Source organism: Schleiferilactobacillus shenzhenensis LY-73, assembly GCF_000469325.1.
In the GTDB taxonomy this organism is placed as follows: Bacteria; Bacillota; Bacilli; order Lactobacillales; family Lactobacillaceae; genus Schleiferilactobacillus; species Schleiferilactobacillus shenzhenensis.
Window position 1 is genome coordinate 1 of the sequence record NZ_KI271597.1, and the last position, 22,730, is coordinate 22,730.

The following is a 22,730-nucleotide window of genomic DNA, read 5'->3' on the forward strand; positions in this document are numbered from 1 at the left end:
CCAAGATTTTGTACGTCTCTATCCATTTTCGCCACCTTCATGAATTATTGGGGATAAGGCCTTCTGAAACATTATTGGTCGTCTAAACCAGGTAATGACTGATGATGTTTAAGCCGGCTCCAGAGAAAGAATGATATTGAGAGGGTGAGCCCAATCATGAAGCCATAAAAATGGACGTCATCAGCAACTTCGGCCGTTGGATCCACAAATCCAGACTTCATTAAATTGCTCAATACCTGGTAGATGTTGACTACCGTAAGCGCATAAAATATAGACTTGGTGCCAATCGAAACATTCTTCGCGGCGAAAGCAAAAAACAGCGTTGCACCCATTAACGCAAAACCTATTCCCGAAGCCCCAAAGCCACCGTCAAACGAAATGAAGATGCCTCCCGGAGCCCACAAAGTGACCAGGGAACGAATCAGCGCTGAACCCCAACCACCAAGTATCAGTATCAGGAAGGTCTTGAGATGCCCAAAGATCCGCTCGGTTAACAACCCGCAAATGAAGATGCCAACAACGTTACCAGTTAAATGACCGATACTGCGCTGCATTAGCGGGGCGAGCAATAATTGACGGAACACAGAGCCAACTGAATCAATTTCTTTCGGGAGTCCCATTTTGACCACTGTTGCCGGATCGACACCGCCGTATTCATCCACACCGTGATTGACAACCACTTCAACAAGAAAGGTAACTGCAAGAAGAAGACACCATCCAATCGTAACCCAAGGTAATTGCACAAGCGGCGCACGTTTTAGCGCCCCTTGCTTTCTAAAAGACACCATAAAAGCAAGCGTCCCCGAGCCAAGTAAAGAAATGACGCCAAACCAGAAGTAATACTCGATACTGGCATCTATTGTTACTGGCAGAAAATACTCCAACCAAATTAACCCCATGACTGCATCAATACCCTGCAGCCACCCTGGGCATGGTACGTGGTACCAAACGCCAACTGCTGCGATCCCAATTAATGTCAACACCATCCAAAGAAGCATGATATTGGTAAAGTGATTGGCCAGAGCAATATACTGCAGGACAACAAACATGACCCCCGCGATTACCGCAAAATCTCGATGTCCCAGGAAGTACTCTCCATACACGCCAATCAGGGTGACGGTAAGTAAGTACCAAAAAACATTGTACACGGATTGACCGAGTGGAAAGAGAAGCGAGCCGATCAGCGGGATTTTCGTGCACAACTGGAATACGGCAGAACTCCGGTAACCAGAAGTATGGCCAGTGAGCAAGAAAAGAAGCAGCCAGCTTAATAAAACAGCTGTTACGTAGCCTATCGTTATCCATGGTTGTGTCTGAACAATCCACACTTTTGAAAGTTTCCGTGTCTGCCGCTGATTTTTAAAGAACACGACGATTCCTTCTTCAACAATCAAATTGACAACCAGAGCAAGTTTACCACGGAACATCATTGGACCGTATCGGTTTAACTCCAGTAGGAGAACTCGTTGGACTCGTTGGATTCGTTGGATTCAGCCTCCGGCCCCTGTTTTTCGTGCCCGCCTTCCCTTATAATGGAAGCATTGCGAAAATACACTCATATGGAGGTCAAAGTATGGTCGATGCAGCATTTGTTTCCGAGTTGCGGGAGCGGTACGGGATCGAGTTCAAGAACTTGCGCCTGTTGGATGAAGCCTTCACCCACTCGTCGTATGCCAATGAACACCCCGAACTGGACCTGCGGGACAACGAACGGTTAGAGTTCTTGGGCGATGCCGTTTTGGAATTGACGGTGTCCGAGTTTCTGTATAAGCGGTACCCGGACTGGCCGGAGGGTGAGCTGACCCGGCTGCGGGCGGCGAGTGTCTGCACCCGCAGTTTTTCACTGTTTTCCCGGGAAGCCCACTTCGACAAGTATATTCGTCTTGGTAAAGGAGAAGAGCAGTCTGGCGCCCGTAAGCGCCACACGTTGCAGGAAGATACCTTCGAGGCCTTCAACGGTGCGCTTTATCTTGACCAAGGCAAAGATGCCGTCGTGAAGTTTTTACAGCAGGTCGTGTTCCCGAAGATTGCGGCCGGCGAGTTTTCAGCGGCCAGCGACCACAAGACCTTCCTGCAGGAATACCTGCAGAAGGATGGTCCGGTGGACATTCGCTACGACGTACTGGACGAGGAAGGCCCGGCCCACGAGCGGCAGTTCGCGGTGGCCGTGGTCGTCGACGGGCAGCGCCTGGCGAAGGGCGAGGGTCGCAGCAAGAAGATGGCGGAGCAAGACGCCGCCAAGAAGGCCCTGGCTTCTCTCAAGGCGAAGGCCCATTAGTTTCTGAGAAAGGACTGCGCACACGCATGGGGTTAACGCGTTTACAACTGAAAGGGTTCAAGTCCTTTGCGGATGCGACCACGATTGAATTTTCTCCCGGGATCACGGGGATCGTCGGGCCCAACGGCTCCGGCAAGAGCAACCTGTCTGAATCCATGCGCTGGGTGATGGGGGAGCAGTCCGCCAAGGGGCTGCGGGGCAACCAGATGGCCGACGTCATCTTCGCGGGGACTGCCTTGCGCCCGGCTGTCAACATGGCGGAGGTGACCATGACCTTCGACAACCGCGACCACGCCCTTAAGTCCGCGCTGAAGACGCTGGTGGTCCGGCGGGCGCTGTACACCGATGGGACCAGCGAGTACGCCATCAACGGCAAGACCTGCCGCTTGAAGGATATCACGGATCTGTTCATGGACTCGGGCCTGGGCAAGGGCTCCTTCGCCATCATCGGCCAAGGCCGGGTGGACGAGATCCTCAACTCGAAGCCGGAGACCCGCCGCGACCTGATTGAAGAAGTCGCCGGCGTCTATAAGTATAAGCTGCAGAAGAAACAGGCAGAAAACCAGCTGGCCACGACCATGGACAACCTGAACCGGGTCTTCGACATCAGTCATGAGATCAAGGAGCAGCTCGCACCCTTAGCCGAGCAAGCCTCCATTGCCCGGGATTACCAGAACCAGAAGAGCGCCTATGATAAGCTGAACAAATTCGTGCTGGCCGGTGAGATCCAGACATTAACAGCCCAACAAGCCACCCACGCCGGACACTTGGCCGAATTGAAGGCCACCCAGGCCAAGCTGGAGACGGCGATTAAGGAAGGTCAGGCCTCTCTGGCCGAGAACCAGCAGGAAGTGGCGACGTTGGACAGCCGGCTGGCCGCGGCGCAAGACGAACTGCTGGCCAGCAGCAAGCAGCTGGAACAGAAGAACGGTCAGTTGAAACTGGCCCAGCAGCAATCGGAATACGCGGCCTCGACCCGTTCCGAGAAGCAAACGGCACTGGCCGCGGCGAAGAAGGAATTGGCCCAGGTGGGTCAGACTCTGACCGATCAACAGGCGGCCTTGACCAAACAGACTGCCGCGCTGAGCGCCAACCAAGCCGCTCAGGAACAGCTGGCCAGCGGTCAAGATGCCGGCAAAGAAGCACTGCAGAAGCAGCTGGACGATCTACGGGCCCAGACGGTGGATGCACTGCAGAAACAGGCTACGGCCCGCAACGCCATCGGGGAGATCAAGAAGCAGCTGGCCCGGCTGGGGACGACAACTGAACCCGAAACGACGGTGCCGGCTGCCCCGGCGGCGTTAACTGAGAGTGATCAGGCTTTAAGCACCGCCAAGCAGCACTTGACGGAGGCGGAGGCCGCTTTGGCGACCACGGAAGACAACCTGCAGACGGGCCAGGACCGCTTGGCCCAGCGCCAGAAACAGTGGTATGCCGCACTGGAGATCGTCCAGCAAGCCAAGGCCCGGCTGAAGTCGCTCCAAGAGATCAACGAAGACTACGGCGGGTTTTACGCCGGCGCCCGGGCTGTTCTGCAGAACAAAGCCCGTTTGGAGGGAATCCACGGGGCGGTGGCCGAACTGATCCAAGTACCGAAGGAATATACCACCGCCATTGAAATGGCGGCGGGCGGGGCACTGCAAAATATCGTGGTCGCCACAGAGCGCAGTGCCACGAATGCGATTCAATTTTTGAAACAAAACCATGCCGGCCGAGCGACTTTTCTCCCGCTGAACGTCATGCGCGGGCGGCAGCTGCCCAGCAACGTCTTAGCGACCTTGCGGGTGATGACCGGATTCGTTGGCGTGGCCAGCGACTTGGTGACGACTCGCACGATGTACCAGAATATTGCCGAGAACATCCTCGGTCAGCTGATCATTGCCCAGGATCTGGACGCGGCCGTGGCAATTGCCCGGGCCAGCGGCCACCGGTACCGGATCGTTACCCTGGCCGGGGATATCGTTAACCCCGGCGGGTCCATGAGTGGCGGCGCCAGCAAGCACAATCAGAACGGTCTGCTGGCCCGGCGCACGGAGACGGATAAGCTGGCAGCCCAGGTGAAGACCATGCAGGCCGAGCTGGACGCTCGCCAGCAGGCGATCAACGCGTTGCGGGACAAGCTGACGGCGTTGGCCGATTCCCGGACGGATCAGCAGAAAACGGTCGCTGAGTTACGCAGCCAGCTGACCGCGGTCCAAGAGGAGAACCACCGTCTGCACGAGCAGGACGCGCTGGCCAGTCAGCAGCGGTCGCTGCTCGCCAGGCAGCAGAGCCAGCGGGAGACCCAGCGACAAGAACTGTCCGCCGAACAGCAGCAGCGGCAGCACGAGCTGGATCAGGTCACCGCAACGTTAGCCGACTTGAAGCAGCGCACCGACACCGTTACCGGGCAGATCGATGCGGCCGAGCTGTCGTCTTCTGAAAAGGCAGAGCGGCTGAACGAACTGCGCACAGAAGAGATGCAGCTGAGCCAGACGAAGGCCCGCCTGGAGACCCAAGTGACCACCGCCATCGAACAGCAGCACGGATTAGCCGCCCAGGTGCACCAGCTGACGGAATTTTTAACAGCCAAAGAAGCACCGACGGAACACATCGATACCGCCGCGCTGCAAGAGGACATTTCTGCCTTGACGCAACGGATCGACCAGGCATCGCAGCAGATCAAGACCTGGCAGGGCGATAAGGCCCAGGCGTCGGTCGCAGTGAGTGCCGCCCAGAACACGGTGGACCGGGACCAGGAGCTGCGCCACCAGACCTTGGCGGAGCAAGAGGACGTGGCCGTGGCGGTGGACCGCTTGAAGAATCAGGTGAGCAGCCGCTTGAGCCAGTTGAGCGATGATTATGCCCTGTCCTTCGAAGCGGCCCGGGCCGAGCTGCCGGCCGACTTCGACCTCGCCGCTGCCCAGAAGCAGGTGAAGCTGCTCAAGCGGGGCATCGACGAGCTGGGGCCGGTGAATCCCACGGCCATCGCGGAGCAGGAACGTCTGCAGAAGCGGGCGGATTTCTTACAGCAGCAGCAGGATGACCTGCTGGCGGCGAAGAAGCAGCTGGAAACTACGATGGACGAGATGGACAGTGCGGTGGCCGACCGCTTCCTGGAGACCTTCCAGGGCGTGGCTAAGGCCTTCGCCCGCATCTTCCCGATCATGTTCGGCGGCGGTGAGGCGCGCCTCACCCTGACGCTGCCGGACGACTTGCTGCACACCGGGGTGGATATTTCCGCCCAGCCGCCGGGGAAGAAGCTCCAGCAGCTGTCCCTGCTCAGCGGCGGGGAACGGGCGCTGACGGCGATCACGCTGCTCTTCGCCATCCTCCAGGTACGGCCGGCGCCGTTCTGCGTGCTGGACGAGGTGGAGGCGTCGCTGGACGATGCCAACATCGACCGCTTCGCCCACTTTCTGCAACAGTACCAGAAGCACACCCAGTTCATCGTCATCACCCACCGTCGCGGCACGATGGTCGCGGCCGACCGGCTTTACGGCGTGACCATGCAGGAGTCGGGCGTGTCGAAGATGGTGTCCGTGTCATTGAAGGAATTCGCGAATCAATAAGGAGTGTCATTGATGGGACTATTTGATCGGTTAAGAAAAGCGTTCGGCGGCCAGCCGGCTGAGCAGCCAGAGGAAACTTCGGCCAGTGCGAGTGCCAGTACTGCATTAGCGGAAAGCACCGCGGCCGCTTCCGCGAGTGCAGCGGACAGTACGAGTGCGGCAGCGGCCAGCATCCCCGTTGAATCGGGCAGCACTGCTGCCCCGGCGGCTCCAATGGACGAAGCCGTGAGTATGGCGGCAGAACCTGCACCCGCGTCAGTGCCCGACCAAGCGGTAGCGGCAAGCGTGCAAAGTGCCTCCGCCAGTGCGGTGGCTGCAGCTTCTGCCGCGGCATCAGAATCGGCTGCACAGGCGGCTGCCACGGCGGCGTCTGCCTCGCTGAGTGCCGCCGCGGCTGAATCCGCATCGCTCAGCGAAGCCGCGGCGGCCACAGAAAACACGGGGTCAGAGGCCCCCGCCGAAGACGCTAGTCTGGCCCGGTACGATAAGGGCTTAGCCAAGTCCCGCACCTCCTTCGGTGACCGGTTGAACCACTTCCTGGCCCGCTTCCGTTCCGTCGATGATGCCTTCTTCGACGAGTTGGAGGAGACCTTGATCGAGGGCGATGTCGGCTTCGAGACCGCCCTGAAGATTACGGATGAGCTGCGAGACGAAGTGAAGCTGCGCAACGCTAAGAAGAAGTCGGATGTGGCCGAGGTCATCGTGGAGAAGATGGTCGACTTGTACGGCGAAGAAGGGGCGGGCGAGGATAACAGCCTGCACTTTTCTACCGACGGTACGCCCACGGTCTTCTTGTTCGTAGGGGTCAACGGCGCGGGCAAGACGACCACCATCGGGAAACTCGCGCACCGCTACCAGGAACAGGGCAAACACGTCCTGCTGGCGGCCGGCGACACCTTCCGGGCCGGCGCGACGGAGCAGCTGGTGGAGTGGGGCCGGCGGGTCAACGTACCCGTCGTCACCGGTCCTGCCGAGAGCGACCCAGCTGCCGTGGTCTACGATGCCGTGCACCGGGCCAAGGAAGAAAACGCCGATATCGTCCTGGTGGACACCGCCGGCCGACTGCAGAACAAGGTCAACCTGATGAACGAGCTGGCCAAGATCAAGCGGGTCATCACCCGGGAGCTGCCCGAGGCGCCCCAGGAGGTCCTGCTGGTGCTGGACGGCACCACCGGCCAAAACGCCTTGAGCCAGGCAAAGGAATTCACCAAGACCACCAACGTTACCGGCATCGTCCTGACCAAACTGGACGGGTCCGCCAAGGGCGGTATCGTCTTAGCCATCCGCAACGAATTGCACCTGCCGGTGAAACTGGTGGGGCTGGGCGAAAAGATGGATGACTTGGCAGACTTCGATCCCAACAAGTTCGTTTACGGTCTGTTCAAGGAACTGATCGTCCGATGAGCGGGGAGAACGAAGACGCCGAGCTGGCGAAGACGCTGCGCATGAACGACCTCTTCGCCTTCTACGGCGATCTGCTCACGGCCAAGCAACGGCGGTACATGGCCCTCTATTATGCAGACGACCTCTCCTTGGGCGAGATCGCCGAGGAGTTTTCCGTTTCCCGCCAAGCCGTGTATGATAATATCAGACGGACCGGCAAGCTCCTAGAGGAATACGAAGAGAAGCTGCACCTGCTGGCCCAATACCACGGTTTAGACCGCGCCACTCGGGCGCTCCAAGCCTACACGACCGCCCATTACCCGGATGATGCCCAGCTCGCCGCGCTCGTCACCGCGCTCCAGCAGCAGATCAGCCGGTAATTCAGGCAAGTAAGAAAGGAAAGATTGCTTTGGCTTTTGAAGGATTAACCGAACGACTCCAGAACGCATTCAGCAAGTTGCGGCGGAAGGGGAAGATCACCGAGAGCGACGTCCGCGATATGATGCGGGAAGTCCGCCTGGCGCTCCTCGAAGCCGACGTCAACTTCACCGTCGTTAAAAACTTCGTCAACACCGTCCGTGACCGCGCCTTGGGTGCCGACGTCTTGGATTCCCTGACGCCGGCCCAGCAAGTGCTGAAGATCGTTAACGAAGAACTGACCAAGACCATGGGCGATACGGCGGTGCCGCTGAACAAGGCGCCGCATATCCCCACGATCATCATGATGGTCGGCCTGCAAGGGGCCGGGAAAACCACCACGGCCGGCAAGCTGGCGTTGAAGCTCAAGAATGAAGAACACGCCCGGCCGCTGATGATCGCTGCCGATATTTATCGGCCGGCCGCTGTGGACCAGCTGGTCACCCTGGGTAAGCAAATCGACGTCCCCGTCTTTGAGCAGGGCACCGACCACGACCCGGTGGACATCGTCAAGGCTGGTCTCGACCAGGCCACGCTGCAGAAAAACGACTACGTGATCATCGATACCGCCGGCCGGCTGCAGATCGACCAGCAACTGATGGATGAGCTGGTGCGCATCAAGGCGTTGGCCCACCCCAACGAGATCCTCTTGGTGGTGGATGCCATGACCGGGCAAAACGCCACCGAGGTCGCCAAGGGCTTCAACGACGACCTGGATATCACCGGCGTGGTCCTGACCAAACTGGATGGCGACACCCGCGGCGGGGCGGCCCTTTCTATCCGGGCCGTTACCGGCAAGCCCATTAAGTTCACCGGGCAAGGGGAAAAACTGGAAGACCTGGATGTCTTCTACCCCGACCGAATGGCGAACCGGATCCTCGGCATGGGCGACATGATGACCCTGATTGAGAAGGCGCAGAAGGATTACGACGCTAAAGAAGCCGAGAAGATGGCCGAGAAGATGCGGGAAAACACCTTCGACTTCAACGACTTCCTCGACCAGATGGGCCAGATTCAAAATATGGGTCCGGTCCAGGATCTGATGAAGATGATCCCTGGCATGGCCAACAATCCGGCGGCCCAGAACCTGAATATCGGCGATAAGGATATTGACCATCTGAAGGCCATCGTGTATTCAATGACCCCCCAGGAGCGGGAACAGCCTGAGCTGCTGAACCCCTCCCGGCGGCGGCGGATCGCGGCTGGCAGCGGCCGGTCGGTCCAGGAAGTGAACCGCATGATCAAGCAGTTCAACATGTCCAAGGACATGATGCAGAAGATGTCCAAAGGGAACATGAGCGGCATGGAGGGCATGTTCGGCGGCGGCGTCCAGGGCAAGCTGGGTCAGATGGCGATGCGGTCCATGGCCCGGAAGACGAAGAAGAATAAGAAAAAGCGGTTAAAGCACGTGAAGCGGTTCAAGACAAAATAGAGCATAGTCACTATGGGTTCCGATATTTCGGAGCCCATTTGTTTCCCACGTCAAAGCTAGGACTTTCAAATGTATCGTTGATGGTATAGAATAAGGTACAGGAGATGATAATATGCAGGTACTCAATCGGGATTTAATGACCAGCGTAAGTGCCTTAAAGAAGTCACCCCGTGATGTCATTGATCAGGCCAAAAAAGAAGGATCGGGTATTTATATCTTGAATCGTAATCAGCCTGAGGCAGTTGTCTTGAGCGTTGATGATTATGAGGCACTCGTAAAAGAAGTTGACCGGCTTAATGATTTGCTTGACATTCAACTTGTCCAAGAGCGTGTATCGCATACGACCGCTGATAAGCTTCTAACCGATGAACAAGTTCGCGGCAAAGAAAAAGCCAGTGCTGATAACCCGATTGATCCTGACGATGGTTGGGAGTAACGATGTCCAATTATTCCATATCTTGGTTTGAAGAGGCTAAGAAAGAGTATGACAATCTCGACGGGCAGCAACGGCAGATCATCGATAAGGGCTTGGATCGCATAAAGAACCTCGGGATTGAAGCAGGGCAGCCGCTGGCAAAAGACCTTGCGGGATTCCGGAAACTCAAGTATAAGAAACTGGGCCTTCGTATTGTCTTTGGCCAAGTAGGTAAGACGGTACGAATCATCGATATTTTGGCAATTGGACGGCGAGACGCGTTTGCCGTTTATCGTGACGCGGTCAGTCGACTACGGCAATATCAGAAAGACCATCCGGACAAGTAAATCAAGTGTGTTAATGACATGCATGCACTCAGATCCGTTCTTGTTTGGCTGTAAGGTAGCCGAAAATAGGCAAAAACGCACAGAAGCTAGGCCTAAGGCGGAGCGGACCAAAAACCTAAGTGCGGGTTTTTCTCGGCGTCAACAGCCTCCCGAAACGGGCGAAAACGACCAGAAGCTAGGGCATAAGGCCGAGCCGACCAAAAACCTAAGACCGGGTTTTCGGCCAACTCGGCCTTATGCCTACGCTTCTCCCGGTCGTTTTCGCCCTCTGTCAAGAAAAACCTCTTTACAGCCCCTCGTTTTCTTGGTATAGTAGTCCCTGTTAATAATTCAAGGAGGTGGATTCATTGTCCGTTAAAATTCGTTTGACGCGCATGGGTTCGAAACGTAAGCCATTCTATCGTTTAGTTGTTGCTGATTCACGCTCGCCGCGGGACGGCCGGTTCATCGAAGAGGTTGGCTACTACAACCCGCTGACCGACCCCAAGACGCTGAAGATCGACGAAGACAAGATCATGGGCTGGTTACAGAACGGTGCCCAACCGTCTGATACCGTCCGCAACTTGCTGTCGACGCAAGGCGTTATGAAGAAGTACCACGAAGCCCGCTTCGCTAAGAAATAAGGCTTCATCGATGGCTCCGGGCTGACGTGTCAGTCAGGAGAATTGACAGGCTAAGAAATAAGCAGGTGACGTCGTGGTAGATATCGAACATTTGATTCGTTCTCTGGTGACCCCTTTGGTCAATGAACCGGACGCGATTCAGATCAGCCGCCGAGAGACGGAGAGCTTCATGGAATTTGACCTGCGGGTGGCCGACGCCGATGTCGGCCGGGTGATCGGCAAGCAAGGCCGCATCGCCCAGGCCATCCGGACCATCGTCTATTCCGTGCGCAGCCCTTACGCCAAGCGGGTCCGGTTGAACATCGTCGATCAGAATTCATAATAGGAAGCGGACGGCCTGCAAGGGACGCCCGCTTTTTTAAGGAGAGAAATATGACAGAACTTTTCCGCGTCGGCGAAATCGTCAACACGCAAGGCATCAAGGGCGAGGTCCGGGTCCTGGCCATTACCGACTTCCCCGAAGAGCGCTTCAAGGCCGGCAGCACGCTGCACGTCGGTCAAAATCCCGAAACCGCGGCAGCCACATTGACGGTTGAGAGCGCCCGTCCGCACAAACAATTCATCCTGCTCAAGTTCACCGGCTTGGATTCCATCAATGATGTGGAACCGCTGAAGGGCCAGACCCTCTATGTGACTGATGCCGAGCATAGTGACCTGGCAGAAGGCGAGTTCTACTACCGCCAGATTGTCGGCTTGACCGTGATCGACGAGGAGAGCGGGGAAGACTTGGGCACGATCAAGGAGATCCTTTCTCCCGGCGCTAATGACGTCTGGGTCGTTGGCCAGCCCGGCAGGCCGGATCTGCTGCTGCCGTACATTCCCCAGGTTGTCCACCGGGTCGACTTGGCGGCGGGCAAGGTCTACGTCACACTCATGGAAGGGATGCGGTAAGATGCGGGTCGATGTCTTGACCTTGTTTCCAGAAATGTTCACGGCGCTGCAGCAGTCGCTCCTGGGCAAGGCACTGGAGAAAGACGTGTGGTCGCTGAACGTTGTTAACTTCCGCCAGTTCACCCACGACAAGCACCAGCACGTCGACGATACGCCCTACGGCGGCGGCGCCGGGATGCTGCTGAAACCAGAGCCGCTCTACGAAGCGATGGACAGCCTGCCGGCCTTGCCGAAACGGCGAGTTATTCTCCTGGACCCCGCCGGCCGGCGGTTCAACCAGCGTGTGGCTGACGAGTGGTCCCAGAGTGATCAGCTGGTCTTCATCTGCGGCCACTACGAAGGCTACGACGAACGCATCCGCGCCCTGGTCACCGAGGAAGCCTCTCTGGGCGATTTTGTCATTACCGGCGGCGAGCTGGCCGCCATGACCATGATCGACGCCACGGTGCGCCTCTTGCCCGGTGTGCTTGGTAACGAAGATTCTCCCATCACCGATTCCTTCGCCACCGGCTTGCTGGAGTATCCGCAGTACACGCGGCCGGCCGAATATCGAGGGATGAAAGTACCGGAGGTCCTGATGAACGGCGACCACGGCAAAATCGGTCGCTGGCGATACAAAGAAGCTTTGCGGCGGACCTTGGCCCGGCGTCCGGACCTGTTGAAGAAGTACCCGTTGGATGAGCTGGGCCGGGAACTGCTGCGGGAAGTCAAGGACGAAGAGAAAACCCACGAGATCGACTGATCCGGTGAATGCAGTGTGTTTTGCTTGTCTTGTTAGGGTGACAGCGCATAATGATGACGAAATGGAAAGTGAGCGTTGTCACGTGAGCAGGTTTGCCGTTGCGGCGGCAGAAGGCGGTGTTGGTGATGAAAGCCAATAAGGTCCGGTTGTTGATTGTCGGTATTTTCTTTGCAGTCTATGGGGTGTACTACACGATTGCGCCATCAGTCCCGAATCTCTGGGGAGCGGATGCAAGCAAAGGGATGGAAAGCATAATCCTCCCATTAATTATCGGTGAAGCCATTAACTTGCTGGTTATTGCCACGTTAATTCTCAGTATCGTGGCCAGCGTTAAGGACAAGCAGAATCGCTGGCTGTACTGGGCACCATTTTTAATCATCGGTGCGGGTATCGTGACGTTAGCCATCTGGCCGATGAATTGGTACTCTGATTATGGCATGACGATTCTTGTCACGCTCTACGGCATCCTCATGATTGTTCGGGCACTTCGTGGGCAGTACAGTCAGGATAAGGTTAAGACCCCACCGCCGCGAGACACGGTGACGCCATAGTTCTCTGAAGATAAAAAAGCACCGGTTCGTTTGTTGCGAATCGGTGTTTTTGTGTGTGGCCGGTGGCCGATGACCACCTCAAATCCTGAAATATTTTGCACCGGGCAGCTGTTGCAAATATGCACTTTCTTCCCACATCCGTCAGCCCCAACGTATGATGGTTTGCGAAGGGGAGGAATGAACGATGCGCGTAGTACGACGCATACCCGCGGTCTTGATCAGTATCGGTGCGGCGGTGATGCTGGTCTTAACAGGATGCACCAAACCAACCGCCAATAGTCAGCAATTGACCAGCCAGTCGAGTCAGACCAGTCAAGCAGCCGCAAGCCGCGAGTCAAAACAGGCGTACTATTATGATTCACTGGCCGCTGCCGATCGCAAGAAGATTGCTTTCGCATTTAAGGCGAATGAGGACAGCACTGGCCACCAGGAAGTCGGCGTTCCTTACAACGTTAATATGGCTGTTCGGAATATGACGGATAAAACGATCAAGTTCGACCAAAGAGACTTCCTGGTTTATTTGGACTCGCACCATAAATCCAATAGTGCTCGGAGCGGAGAATTGGTACTGAAACCGGGAGAGACGACCACTGTGCATAACCTATTCAAAGGGGTTGGCGGTCAAAGCTTTGTCGGTGGTGGTATGTTTGTGTACCTTAATTCCCAACTGCCGTTAGCCTATACGTACCAGGCATTCATGCGCGACGGCGTCACTTCCGCCAATCTGAAAGACCAAAAAGTAATCGATATTAACAACCCGCAACCCCAAGAAGACGAAACCTCCTCAGCTGCATCGGACAGCGATGACGATGATTAAGCAGACGCTGCCACTGCCGACAGCGGGGGAACCGATACAGGGGGCGGCACATCTTGGCTGCCAGGATTGGTGGTTACTGAATCATCGCAGATGAGCGGGTTTGCATTCAAGAACATCACCGACCAAGGCGTCACCATCGATCCTGAAATGTTCATGCTGAGCGTTGATTACCAATCTGTCGATGTGCCTCAGGAAGTACTTGATGCGGGACCGGTCACGATTGAGCCGGGACAGGTCCACGTTTATCCCAATTTGTTTGAAGGCCACAGTGGATCAAATTACATCATTGCCATCGGTAACGGCGGCAATATGGTCTGGACCAGCCACTAGAGACGAGGGGAGAATAGACAACGATGTCAGACAAAGACCCGCGTTTGAAAATTTGTCCCCACTGCGGATACCACAACGCTGCCACCAGCCAGTTTTGCATTCACTGTGGGGCAAATATCAGTAATGTGGCGTCCACCACCGCAAGCAGTCTCCTCCGCCCGGATGATGCGAACAGCCAGAAAGCACCGACATCACCAATGACCAGCCAATCGCCGATCAATACGGTCGCCAAGCCGGAGCCGAGCATGTGGCGTTATGCCCTCCTGGGGGTGGTCACCGGTTTTGTCGGGCAGCCCGGTCTCTCGTCTTCAAGCGGCGCAGTCCCAATTATCGGCGGATTTGTGGTGGCCTATTTCTTGAATCACGACAACAATGGCGGGAAGGTGACGCATTATTGGTCGAAATTCGGGGTATTTGCACTGGCCTATTTCGTGACTTATCTTATTGGATACTACGCGGCTGCCATCTGATCATCACGTAACGTTTGTTTACTTTGAGATGGGCGAGAATATGTGATATCGTTAAAAGATTGAAGCATCGAATGCCGTTCTATCTCCCATACTTGGCGAAAAACCGTTCAGTGTCGAACAAATTTGATGTAAATCGTTGGCGTCGCAAGAGGGGTTCTATTTGTGGAACTAAGCCATGTAAATACCTGTTAGCACCCATAATGGCCAAACTGTTCAGAATCGTATCAATTTCTGGTGGCGTGGTCGCCTGCCCGCGTTCTTTCCTAATCAGGTTAAGGACGATGTAGTACTTAAATCCTTCTTCGTAATACGTGGCCCGCGCCAAACTAAATTGACTCAGCGCGTCCTCTGCATCTGTCAGCCGATTCGCGGCGAGCAAGCGCAAGACACCGTCCAGCTGAATTGTGCACAGATCCGGTTCATAAAGGACGTTTGCTGTCTGATGATTGATTGTCAGCTGTTCAGCATTTGCGGAAAGTAATGCTGGGAGAGCTTCTATTGAAATCGTGCTGACTAATTCCTTAGCAGCAGCCACGGTGAATGTTGACCAGTAGTCCGTGGCAACGACATTCCCGGCGACGGTTTGGACAGTCGAGTGGATGGTAGTGGCAGGCAAGACACCTAAGTTCACGAGCATCAGCTGACAAAGCTGCGCAAAATCTTTTGAATTGGCGTCTGATGACTGACCAAATTGCGCTGCCATTGTTCGGATACCCTCAATATCGCGGTTTTTCTTAAGGACGATAAGCTGTTGAAATACACTGCGCGTCGTTTCTTCGTCTGTATTCACGAAAAAGGACCAATCAACTTGTATCCTGTCCAGTAAGCGCACGAATGCAGCAGCGGACAATTGTGTCTTGCCTTGTTCAAAACGGGATAGTGCGCTGGGGGAGATAATCCCTTTGGCTGCTTGTCGGATTGTGATTTGCCGGTCTTGCCGTAATTGCTGGAATGTTTTCTCAATTGTCATGACTTATCTCCTGGGCTTTCTTAAATCTCTTCCAAGCAGCTGTACTTTGGGCACCAATGTCTTCAAATTGTGTTCCTATCCACGCCGCCTCCATTGCATTATAATCATCGTCAATGGCGGGACTGGGAGAATCATGATATGCCAGTAACAGACGTATTTTTGTCTGGTTATGCAACAGCGCCAAGCTGGTCTCGATGGGTAAGCCATCCACCATTGAAATGAGCGAACGAGCCTCGTCCCAACACTGGCGTGGCATTAAGGCACTAGCCAATTGTTGACACGCTGCGACCAAATGAACGAACGACGAATCTCGCCAATCTGCTGAAGAACTGGCCGCGTGCTGTTTTGTCACTTGAACAAGCGTTGGCAGCAACTGTTTTAATTCGGCGGTGGTTACATATGGGGATGCCACGAGTGGTGTGATCAGCCCAATGTCAAAATTTCCCCAAGTCTTAAGGCTTAAGAGAGAACGTAACAAAATGTCTGTCATTTCTTGGGTTACCAGATGCCTTTCGGGATGCCACTTAGCGTAGCTCATCATGTATGAAATAGCCGAGAGTTGGTAATACCGCCAGCCAGTTTTTTCGTATAACTGCTGGAAATGGACTGCGGCTTTTCTCAACCCCTCGTTGGTCCCGTCCATGTTGGCAAATGCAAATGGATTGTTTTGATCGTGCTCGATATACCAATTCTGCAGGTCTTCAACATTGGCATCCAATCGGGTTAACAACTGAAAGTATAGTTTGGCGCTAATGTCGCTTTCTCCTCGTTCAAACCGGGAAAGCATAGAATCCGAGACTATTCCCCCAGCAACCTGATGGATTGTCAAGTGATTATCAAGTCGCTGCTGTCTAAAAAATTCACCAAGTTCCATAATCAGTTCCTCCTCCGTTATTTCCTACGAACAATCTAACACGGTTGGCACCTTGTGTTTTCCTACTGTTGCAAATATGCAATAACCCGCTTCCGGTAGCCGTTCCCCGATACCATAAGGGTATCAGAAAACGGAGAGGGGAGCGCCACCATGGCAGAAATTTGGCTGCCGGTTGCCGGCGAACGACAGTACGAGATCAGCAGCTGGGGACGGGTCCGCAATGTCGACCAGCCGGACAGGTTCCTCAAACCCGGCCGGCGGCGGCATCAATACTATTTTGTCGCTTCCAGCAATGGGCGGCACCGTATCTATCGGCTGGACAAACTCGTCTTGTCCACGTTTGATCCTGCCTTTGACCGCCACGACCCTAACTGGGAAATCATCCATGTGGACGGCGATGAAGCCAATTGTGCTTTGGCGAATCTCAAGGCGGTCTCACGGCGGGACAAAATTAAGTTCTGGCAAGACCGCCAAGTTTTTCGGGGACCCAAGTCTCTGGCAATTGAGATGTGCAATGCCGATGGTCAGGTGATCACGACCTTCAAGGGGTACACGCAAGCCATTCGGTTCTTGCAAGACCATGGCCAGCTGTCCCAAGGGGACCAGACCCTCCGGCGGGGCGTCTCCCGATTATTCTACGCGCTGAACCGGGCCCGTGCACCATGGCGCGAATTGTACGGTTATTATTGGCGAGCCAGTCATCCGGCGGATCCAGCCAAGCCTGAGAAATAGCACCGGGATTCGAACCGGCTGGAGACCCGTTGCGGCCCAACGTTGCACGGAGCCCCTGATTATGATAGTATTTCAAGTTGTGATTACCCAATCACACGAGTAACGATATTCCGCTGCGAGGCATCGGGCGCATGAATACCGGAATAAGGAGAAGTTTTGATGAATCCATTAATTCAATCAATTACGCAGAAACAGTTGCGCGATGACATTCCCGACTTTCGCGCTGGGGACACGATCCGGGTCCACGCCCAGATCGTCGAAGGCACGCGGGAACGTATCCAGTTGTTCGAAGGCGTTGTAATCAAGCGCCGGGGCACCGGTATCAGTGCTTCCTACACCGTTCGTAAGATCAGCAGCGGCGTGGGTGTGGAGCGGACATTCCCGTTGCACTCCCCCCGTGTGGCGAAGATTGAAGTTATTCGTCACGGCCGTGTTCGTCGGGCGAAGCTGTACTACCTGCGTGCTCTGCGGGGCAAGGCAGCGCGTATCAGCGAGAAGCCGCGGGTTTAATTCCTGCGTCACCAGCGCGTTTCGCTCCCCTCGGGGAACGGGACGCGTTTCTTTATGCCCTCGTCCATTATTATGAGAAAGCTGGTCAGACCATGGCGCAACGTTTCGTCTACGTCGTCTATTACGCCGACACCGTCCAAAAAGAACCGGTCTTCCGCCTTCTGCGCGTGTTTTCTACGCCAGAGCGGGCGGCCGGCTTCGTTGCCATCCTGCAAAAAGCTCCGTATGCCGAAATGCCATACCCAGAAGGGCAGTATGCGGTAAAACGGGTCCGTATGAACTAAAAAAAGCCGCAACCTGAGGCTGCGGCAGATGACGCATCGCTTTAATAGACGTGTTCCCGATACAAACTGATGACCTTACCCAAGATCGTCACTTCATCCAGAATAATGGGGGAGAAAGTATCGTTCTCCGGTTGGAGGCGAAAGTGATCCTTCTCGCGGTAGAATCGCTTGCAGGTTGCTTCGTTCTCTTCCGTCATGGCAATGACGATGTCCCCGTTGTCGGCGTACTGCTGACGACGGACAACGACTTTGTCGCCGCTGAGGATGCCGGCGTTGATCATACTCTCGCCGCGAATTTGCAGCATGAACAGATCCCCGTCGTTTTGCAGGTCCGGCGGCACCGGGAAATACTCCGTCGCTTCTTGAACGGCTAAAATCGGCTCGCCCGCGGTGACCGTACCGAGCAGCGGGATGCGGTCCCGGGTCGCCCCTAGGGCATCCATGCCGTCATCGGTGATTTCGATGGCCCGGGGTTTGGTCGGGTCCCGGTTGATCATGCCTTTGCGTTCCAACCGGTCCAAGTGCCCATGCACCGTGGATGTGGAAGACAAATCAACGGCTGCACCGATTTCCCGGACCGTCGGCGGATAACCGCGGTCCTTGACCATTTCATAAATATAACGCAGGATCTCTGCTTGTTTCTCTCCTAATTTGGCCATAACGCCACCTCATCTACATTTGTTAACTTCAGTATACCAAGAATGGAGAAGGTTTTCAAACAAGCGTTCGTGGGAACGTAGGCGTCTCAGCGTTTTCAGAAATGGGTCCGCGTGGTACCATGCAGTTAAGGTTATTTTTTCGAGAAAGGACGGATTCATATGGCAGAACAAACAGAAGAAGAAAAGCGCCTGGCGCGCATTAACGAACTGGCCCACAAGGCCAAAAACGAAGGCTTAACAGCCGACGAAGAACGGGAACAGCACGAGTTGCGCGAGGCTTACCTGGCCAATTTCCGGGCGGGTTTTCGCCAAACCATCGAGCACTTGAAAGTGATCGATGAAGAGGGCAACGAAGTCACGCCGGAAAAGCTCAAGCAAGTCCAACGTGAAAAGGGCATCCGCAAGGATTAAAAAAAGCTCAGATGCTATTTTAATTTACCAGAAACTTGTGTAGACTGTTAAGTATTGGAAAAAGGAAAGGTGTCGATCACGATGGCCATTTGGTTGGCAGTGCTGTTGATTATCCTGGGTGTTATCGGCGGAGCCGTCCTGGGATTCTTCGGCGCACGGCGTTACATGAAGAATTATTTCCGAGATAATCCCCCCATCAACGAAGACATGCTTCGTTCGATGATGATGCAAATGGGGCAGAAGCCGTCTGAGAAGAAACTCAATCAGATGATGGCCTCCATGCGTCAACAGGAAGCTAAGAAGTAAAACCATTCTGGCCCCCTGTCACCAGGCGGTCACTATCGCGGGACAAAGACTGCAGCCTTTTGGGCGGCAGACTTTGTCCCGTTCTGTACTTATAAACAATTTTGGCATGATGAACGGAGGTGTCCCGGTGGGCATTTTTAAGAAACTGGGCTGGTATTTTAAACAAGAAAAGAAACGGTACATCATCGGGGTCCTCGCCCTGGTGGCCACGGCGCTGGTCAACCTGATCCCGCCGCGCGTCATCGGGATCCTGGCTGACCTATTCGATCAGGGTCATCTGACGGGCAGCGCCGCCTGGTGGTGGATTGGCACCTTGCTCACCGCCGGCATTCTCCAATACCTCTTCCGCTTTGCCTGGCGGAACATGATTTGGGGCGGGGCGGCCAAGCTGGAGAAACAGCTGCGTTCGCGTCTTTTCTGGCATTTCATGCAGATGGACGATACGTTCTTTCAACGCCACCGGACCGGGGACTTGATGGCCCATGCCACCAACGATTTGAACGCGGTCCAAAACGTGGCCGGTGCGGGTATCCTGACCTTTGCCGACTCCATCATCACCGGCGGATCCACCCTGATTGCCATGATGATCTTCGTCGATTGGCGCCTGACCCTGGTGGCCATTATTCCTTTACCGCTGCTGGCGGTGGCCGCCCGGCGGCTGGGAATGAAGCTGCATGCCGCTTTCTCTGAGTCCCAAGCGGCTTTCTCCCGCTTGAACGATAAGACCCAAGAGTCGGTGTCCGGCATCAAGGTCATCAAGACGTTCGGCCAAGACAAAGAAGATGTGGCGGACTTCAACCGCATCGTCGACCGCACCATCAATATTAATAAACGGGTCAACCGCATTGATTCGCTGTTCGATCCCGTGACCAGTATCATCATCGGGGCCACTTATGTGATTGCCATTATCTACGGGGGGACGCTGGTCAACGCGGGCACCATCACCATTGGCTCCTTGATTTCCTTCGTGGCTTACGTCAATGCCCTGGTGTGGCCGATGTTCGCCATTGGCCGGCTGTTCAACGTGATCGAACGGGGCAATGCCAGTTACGACCGGGTACACGAGCTGCTGCAAGAAAAGTCCGAGGTCGTCAACAAGCCCCATGCGCTGACCACACTGTCCCACAGCAACATCGATTACGCCCTGGACAGTTTCACCTATCCTGGTTCGGATAAAGTCACCTTGCAGGATATTCATTTCGACCTGCCCGAGGGTCATCAACTGGGTATCGTCGGGCGCGTCGGGGCCGGCAAGACGACCATCATCAAGCTGCTCCTGCGGGAGTTCGACCATTATGACGGGGTCATCAAGATCGGCGGCCGCGACATTCGCGACTACACCCTGGAAGCCTTGCACAACGCCATTGGGTACGTGCCCCAGGACAACTTCCTGTTCTCCACGGACGTGCGCAACAATATTCGCTTTTCTGCCTACGATAAGGATCAGCCCGCGGTCGAAGCCGCCGCGAAGACCAGTGCCATCCACGATGACATTCTCCAGTTCGCTGATCAGTACGATACGCTGGTCGGGGAGAAAGGGGTCTCGCTCTCCGGCGGCCAGAAACAGCGGCTGTCTATTGCCCGGGCCGTCATTACCGAGCCGGACATCCTGATTATGGACGATGCCTTGTCGGCCGTGGACGCCAAGACTGAGGAGCAGATCCTCGAGGGGCTGCAGGCTGACCGCCAGGATAAGACCACCATCATCGTTGCCCAGCGGCTCAGTTCCGTCATGCACGCCGACGAGATTCTGGTGGTTGACGACGGCCGGATCACCGAACGCGGCACCCACGATCAGCTGCTGGCTGACAATGGCTGGTATGCCGAGATGTGGTCAGAACAGCAGCTGACGCAATCATTAGAAAGGAGTGACGCCTGATGGCCGCTAAGAATCCATACGAATCCGCCTGGAACCAGCACTTGCCGGTGAAGGAGCAGATGAAGATCACCGGGCGCCTCCTAAGTTTTGCCCGGTATTACAAGAAACAGTTCGTCGGGGCCATTATTATGTCCTTTGCCCTAGCTATCATCAACATCTGGCTGCCCCGGGTCATCCAACAATTTATGAACGGCGCGCTGGCTAAGCATAATGCGACCACCGCCGTCATCCTTGGCGTGGGCTTGGTTTACGCCCTGGGGACCATCGTGAAGGCCTTGGTCCAGTTCTGCAGCAATTTCTTCTTCTCCATGGGGGCTGAACGGGCCTTGGAAGATGTTCGGCGGCAGCTCTTTACCAAGCTGCACACCTTGGGCATGCGCTACTTCGACCTCACCCCGGCCGGTTCAGTCGTGTCCCGGGTGACCAACGATACCATGACGCTGGGGGACTTCTGGAACGTCTTCATGTCCCTGCTCGTCGGGATCTTCTCCATCGTCACCGCTTTGGTCGCGATGTACGTGAACAACAAGACCGCCTCCTGGATCGTGGCCGCGTTCATTCCGGTTCTCCTGGTGGCCACTTGGTTCTACAACCGTTACAGTTCCAAAGTATATCGGCACATGCGGTCCAAGTTGTCGGAGCTGAACGCCAAGTTGAATGAATCCATCGAAGGCGTCTCGATCATTCAGAATTTTGAACAGCAGAAGCGGGTGGACCGGGAGTTTGAGGACGTCAACAACGACTACCTCGATACCCGCCGGGCGATGATCAAGACCAATTCGCTGCTCCTTTCTTCCTTCCTGAACCTGGTCTATGTCTTCGCCTTGACCGCTGTCCTGATTCACTTCGGCATCATGGCCCAGACGGCCGTGGTCGCTGCCGGGACGGTCTACGTGTTCTCGACCTATATCCAGAGCTTCTTCAACCCGCTGGGCAACCTGATGGATCAGCTGCAATTCTTCCAGGACGGCGTTGTGGCCGGCAGCCGGATCTTCCGGATACTCGACAATAATGAACTGGCGCCCCAGCAGAATCCAGGTGCCAACGCTGTAGTCCGAGAGGGCAAGGTGGAATTCCGCCACGTCAGCTTCTCCTACGACGGCGAGAACGAGGTCCTGCACGACATCAGCTTCGTCGTGCAGCCCGGCGAGACCATCGGCCTAGTCGGCCATACCGGTTCCGGCAAGAGCTCGATCATCAACGTGATGATGCGCTTCTACGAGTTCTACCACGGTCAGATCCTCATCGATGACCGCGACATCCGCGACTATCCCATCGAAGAACTGCGCAAGAAGCTGGGTCTGGTCCTGCAAGACTCCTTCCTGTTCTACGGCGACATCGCCTTCAATATCCGCTTGTTCAACGACAAGATCACGGACGACGAGGTGAAGAAAGCCGCCCAGTTCGTGCAAGCCGATTCGTTCATTGAAAAGTTGCCCAACACTTACCACGCACGGGTCATCGAAGGTGGCGCCCAGTTCTCCAGCGGTCAGCGTCAGCTGATTTCCTTTGCCCGGACAGTGGCGGCGGATCCCAAGATCCTCGTCCTGGACGAGGCCACGGCGAACATCGACACGGAGACGGAGTCGCTGATTCAAGACGGTCTGCGCAAGCTGCGCCAAGGCCGCACGACCATCGCCATCGCCCACCGGCTGTCCACCATCCGCGACGCCAGCCAGATCCTGGTCCTGGATAAGGGCCGCATCGTCGAAGCCGGCACCCACGATGAGCTGATTGCGCAGAAGGGGAAGTACTATGACATGTACCGGCTGCAGATGGGGGAGAAAGTCGAGGAGTAGGGTTCGCGAGACCCGGCGATTTGGGCCCTCCGGCTGGCTGGGGCTGGAACGTAGCGGGC

Annotated in this window: 26 protein-coding genes; 22 read left to right on the plus strand and 4 right to left on the minus strand. The window is 55.6% G+C overall.

Annotated features, from left to right (window positions below; genetic code table 11):
* Positions 1 to 71: 71 nt before the first annotated feature.
* The gene (locus L248_RS10500) at positions 72 to 1,370 is read right to left on the minus strand and encodes a rhomboid family intramembrane serine protease (protein ID WP_196812031.1); all 1,299 of its coding nucleotides are present in this window, start codon (positions 1,368 to 1,370) and stop codon (positions 72 to 74) included.
* Positions 1,371 to 1,573: 203 nt separating this feature from the next.
* Between L248_RS10500 and rnc the strand changes: the two genes are divergently transcribed.
* The 15 genes from rnc (at position 1,574) to L248_RS15655 (ending at position 14,247) form a co-directional block, all read left to right on the plus strand.
* Complete coding sequence (gene rnc / locus L248_RS10505) at positions 1,574 to 2,278, plus strand: ribonuclease III (protein ID WP_022530197.1); 705 nt, start codon at positions 1,574 to 1,576, stop codon at positions 2,276 to 2,278.
* A 26-nt stretch (positions 2,279 to 2,304) separates the two neighbouring features.
* Positions 2,305 to 5,829, plus strand: a complete 3,525-nt coding sequence (smc, locus tag L248_RS10510) for a chromosome segregation protein SMC (RefSeq protein ID WP_022530198.1) — start codon at positions 2,305 to 2,307, stop codon at positions 5,827 to 5,829.
* A 12-nt stretch (positions 5,830 to 5,841) separates the two neighbouring features.
* A complete protein-coding gene (gene ftsY / locus L248_RS10515) occupies positions 5,842 to 7,233 on the plus strand; it encodes a signal recognition particle-docking protein FtsY (protein ID WP_022530199.1) in 1,392 nt (463 codons plus the stop codon).
* Positions 7,230 to 7,592, plus strand: a complete 363-nt coding sequence (locus tag L248_RS10520) for a putative DNA-binding protein (RefSeq protein ID WP_022530200.1) — start codon at positions 7,230 to 7,232, stop codon at positions 7,590 to 7,592. Before ftsY ends, L248_RS10520 begins: the two co-directional genes overlap by 4 nt.
* A gap of 29 nt (positions 7,593 to 7,621) precedes the next feature.
* Positions 7,622 to 9,061, plus strand: a complete 1,440-nt coding sequence (gene ffh / locus L248_RS10525) for a signal recognition particle protein (protein WP_022530201.1) — start codon at positions 7,622 to 7,624, stop codon at positions 9,059 to 9,061.
* Between the two features lie 112 nt (positions 9,062 to 9,173).
* Positions 9,174 to 9,497, plus strand: coding sequence for a type II toxin-antitoxin system Phd/YefM family antitoxin (locus L248_RS10530; protein ID WP_022530202.1), 324 nt, complete (start codon positions 9,174 to 9,176; stop codon positions 9,495 to 9,497).
* A 2-nt stretch (positions 9,498 to 9,499) separates the two neighbouring features.
* Positions 9,500 to 9,823, plus strand: a complete 324-nt coding sequence (locus L248_RS10535; protein ID WP_022530203.1) for a type II toxin-antitoxin system RelE family toxin — start codon at positions 9,500 to 9,502, stop codon at positions 9,821 to 9,823.
* A gap of 347 nt (positions 9,824 to 10,170) precedes the next feature.
* Complete coding sequence (gene rpsP, locus L248_RS10540; RefSeq protein ID WP_040536334.1) at positions 10,171 to 10,446, plus strand: 30S ribosomal protein S16; 276 nt, start codon at positions 10,171 to 10,173, stop codon at positions 10,444 to 10,446.
* Positions 10,447 to 10,519: 73 nt separating this feature from the next.
* Positions 10,520 to 10,768: a KH domain-containing protein gene (locus L248_RS10545; protein WP_040536336.1), complete on the plus strand. Its 249-nt coding sequence runs from the start codon at positions 10,520 to 10,522 to the stop codon at positions 10,766 to 10,768.
* Positions 10,769 to 10,818: 50 nt separating this feature from the next.
* Positions 10,819 to 11,337 carry a ribosome maturation factor RimM gene (gene rimM, locus L248_RS10550; protein WP_022530206.1) on the plus strand — a complete coding sequence of 173 codons (519 nt, stop codon included), beginning with the start codon at positions 10,819 to 10,821 and terminating at the stop codon, positions 11,335 to 11,337.
* 1 nt (position 11,338) lies between these two features.
* On the plus strand, positions 11,339 to 12,079 hold the full coding sequence (gene trmD, locus L248_RS10555; protein WP_022530207.1) for a tRNA (guanosine(37)-N1)-methyltransferase TrmD: 741 nt from the start codon (positions 11,339 to 11,341) through the stop codon (positions 12,077 to 12,079).
* Positions 12,080 to 12,201: 122 nt separating this feature from the next.
* Positions 12,202 to 12,630 carry a hypothetical protein gene (locus L248_RS10560; protein WP_155828642.1) on the plus strand — a complete coding sequence of 143 codons (429 nt, stop codon included), beginning with the start codon at positions 12,202 to 12,204 and terminating at the stop codon, positions 12,628 to 12,630.
* 184 nt (positions 12,631 to 12,814) lie between these two features.
* The gene (locus tag L248_RS10565; protein WP_040536340.1) at positions 12,815 to 13,447 is read left to right on the plus strand and encodes a hypothetical protein; all 633 of its coding nucleotides are present in this window, start codon (positions 12,815 to 12,817) and stop codon (positions 13,445 to 13,447) included.
* Positions 13,448 to 13,537: 90 nt separating this feature from the next.
* On the plus strand, positions 13,538 to 13,777 hold the full coding sequence (locus L248_RS10570; RefSeq protein ID WP_022530211.1) for a hypothetical protein: 240 nt from the start codon (positions 13,538 to 13,540) through the stop codon (positions 13,775 to 13,777).
* A gap of 23 nt (positions 13,778 to 13,800) precedes the next feature.
* Entirely contained in the window at positions 13,801 to 14,247 is a 447-nt protein-coding gene (locus tag L248_RS15655; RefSeq protein ID WP_081701296.1) for a zinc ribbon domain-containing protein, read from the plus strand.
* Between the two features lie 79 nt (positions 14,248 to 14,326).
* Here L248_RS15655 and L248_RS10580 read toward each other — a convergent pair whose 3' ends face one another.
* Both L248_RS10580 and L248_RS10585 read right to left on the minus strand, forming a co-directional pair.
* Entirely contained in the window at positions 14,327 to 15,217 is an 891-nt protein-coding gene (locus L248_RS10580) for a helix-turn-helix domain-containing protein (RefSeq protein WP_022530213.1), read from the minus strand.
* Entirely contained in the window at positions 15,207 to 16,091 is an 885-nt protein-coding gene (locus L248_RS10585) for a helix-turn-helix domain-containing protein (RefSeq protein ID WP_040536342.1), read from the minus strand. Before L248_RS10585 ends, L248_RS10580 begins: the two co-directional genes overlap by 11 nt.
* Positions 16,092 to 16,241: 150 nt before the next feature.
* On the opposite strand from L248_RS10585, the gene L248_RS10590 reads away from it, so the two are divergent.
* The 3 genes from L248_RS10590 (at position 16,242) to L248_RS10600 (ending at position 17,617) form a co-directional block, all read left to right on the plus strand.
* Positions 16,242 to 16,823: an NUMOD4 domain-containing protein gene (locus tag L248_RS10590; protein WP_022530215.1), complete on the plus strand. Its 582-nt coding sequence runs from the start codon at positions 16,242 to 16,244 to the stop codon at positions 16,821 to 16,823.
* A 159-nt stretch (positions 16,824 to 16,982) separates the two neighbouring features.
* Positions 16,983 to 17,333: a 50S ribosomal protein L19 gene (rplS, locus tag L248_RS10595; RefSeq protein ID WP_022530216.1), complete on the plus strand. Its 351-nt coding sequence runs from the start codon at positions 16,983 to 16,985 to the stop codon at positions 17,331 to 17,333.
* Positions 17,334 to 17,425: 92 nt separating this feature from the next.
* Positions 17,426 to 17,617 (plus strand): hypothetical protein, encoded by a 192-nt coding sequence (locus L248_RS10600; RefSeq protein WP_022530217.1) that lies wholly within the window; start codon positions 17,426 to 17,428, stop codon positions 17,615 to 17,617.
* A gap of 41 nt (positions 17,618 to 17,658) precedes the next feature.
* Here L248_RS10600 and lexA read toward each other — a convergent pair whose 3' ends face one another.
* Positions 17,659 to 18,276: a transcriptional repressor LexA gene (lexA, locus tag L248_RS10605; protein ID WP_022530218.1), complete on the minus strand. Its 618-nt coding sequence runs from the start codon at positions 18,274 to 18,276 to the stop codon at positions 17,659 to 17,661.
* 159 nt (positions 18,277 to 18,435) lie between these two features.
* On the opposite strand from lexA, the gene L248_RS10610 reads away from it, so the two are divergent.
* The 4 genes from L248_RS10610 to L248_RS10625 all read left to right on the plus strand — a co-directional run bounded on the left by L248_RS10610 (position 18,436) and on the right by L248_RS10625 (position 22,671).
* Positions 18,436 to 18,687 (plus strand): DUF896 domain-containing protein, encoded by a 252-nt coding sequence (locus L248_RS10610; RefSeq protein WP_022530219.1) that lies wholly within the window; start codon positions 18,436 to 18,438, stop codon positions 18,685 to 18,687.
* Between the two features lie 81 nt (positions 18,688 to 18,768).
* Positions 18,769 to 18,993: a YneF family protein gene (locus L248_RS10615; protein WP_040536344.1), complete on the plus strand. Its 225-nt coding sequence runs from the start codon at positions 18,769 to 18,771 to the stop codon at positions 18,991 to 18,993.
* A gap of 127 nt (positions 18,994 to 19,120) precedes the next feature.
* Positions 19,121 to 20,872: an ABC transporter ATP-binding protein gene (locus tag L248_RS10620; protein WP_040536346.1), complete on the plus strand. Its 1,752-nt coding sequence runs from the start codon at positions 19,121 to 19,123 to the stop codon at positions 20,870 to 20,872.
* A complete protein-coding gene (locus L248_RS10625) occupies positions 20,872 to 22,671 on the plus strand; it encodes an ABC transporter ATP-binding protein (protein WP_022530222.1) in 1,800 nt (599 codons plus the stop codon). Before L248_RS10620 ends, L248_RS10625 begins: the two co-directional genes overlap by 1 nt.
* Positions 22,672 to 22,730 lie beyond the last annotated feature (59 nt).

Coding starts and splice junctions, on each gene's coding strand:
- L248_RS10615 (WP_040536344.1), top strand. CDS start 18,769: ATGGCCATTTGGTTGGCAGTGCTGTTGATTATCCTGGGTGTTATCGGC.
- L248_RS10535 (WP_022530203.1), top strand. CDS start 9,500: ATGTCCAATTATTCCATATCTTGGTTTGAAGAGGCTAAGAAAGAGTAT.
- smc (WP_022530198.1), top strand. CDS start 2,305: ATGGGGTTAACGCGTTTACAACTGAAAGGGTTCAAGTCCTTTGCGGAT.
- trmD (WP_022530207.1), top strand. CDS start 11,339: ATGCGGGTCGATGTCTTGACCTTGTTTCCAGAAATGTTCACGGCGCTG.
- rnc (WP_022530197.1), top strand. CDS start 1,574: ATGGTCGATGCAGCATTTGTTTCCGAGTTGCGGGAGCGGTACGGGATC.
- L248_RS10585 (WP_040536342.1), bottom strand. CDS start 16,091: ATGGAACTTGGTGAATTTTTTAGACAGCAGCGACTTGATAATCACTTG.
- L248_RS10610 (WP_022530219.1), top strand. CDS start 18,436: ATGGCAGAACAAACAGAAGAAGAAAAGCGCCTGGCGCGCATTAACGAA.
- L248_RS10580 (WP_022530213.1), bottom strand. CDS start 15,217: ATGACAATTGAGAAAACATTCCAGCAATTACGGCAAGACCGGCAAATC.
- lexA (WP_022530218.1), bottom strand. CDS start 18,276: ATGGCCAAATTAGGAGAGAAACAAGCAGAGATCCTGCGTTATATTTAT.
- L248_RS10565 (WP_040536340.1), top strand. CDS start 12,815: ATGCGCGTAGTACGACGCATACCCGCGGTCTTGATCAGTATCGGTGCG.
- ftsY (WP_022530199.1), top strand. CDS start 5,842: ATGGGACTATTTGATCGGTTAAGAAAAGCGTTCGGCGGCCAGCCGGCT.
- rplS (WP_022530216.1), top strand. CDS start 16,983: ATGAATCCATTAATTCAATCAATTACGCAGAAACAGTTGCGCGATGAC.
- L248_RS10590 (WP_022530215.1), top strand. CDS start 16,242: ATGGCAGAAATTTGGCTGCCGGTTGCCGGCGAACGACAGTACGAGATC.
- L248_RS10530 (WP_022530202.1), top strand. CDS start 9,174: ATGCAGGTACTCAATCGGGATTTAATGACCAGCGTAAGTGCCTTAAAG.
- L248_RS10520 (WP_022530200.1), top strand. CDS start 7,230: ATGAGCGGGGAGAACGAAGACGCCGAGCTGGCGAAGACGCTGCGCATG.
- L248_RS10600 (WP_022530217.1), top strand. CDS start 17,426: ATGGCGCAACGTTTCGTCTACGTCGTCTATTACGCCGACACCGTCCAA.
- L248_RS10625 (WP_022530222.1), top strand. CDS start 20,872: ATGGCCGCTAAGAATCCATACGAATCCGCCTGGAACCAGCACTTGCCG.
- rimM (WP_022530206.1), top strand. CDS start 10,819: ATGACAGAACTTTTCCGCGTCGGCGAAATCGTCAACACGCAAGGCATC.
- L248_RS10570 (WP_022530211.1), top strand. CDS start 13,538: ATGAGCGGGTTTGCATTCAAGAACATCACCGACCAAGGCGTCACCATC.
- L248_RS15655 (WP_081701296.1), top strand. CDS start 13,801: ATGTCAGACAAAGACCCGCGTTTGAAAATTTGTCCCCACTGCGGATAC.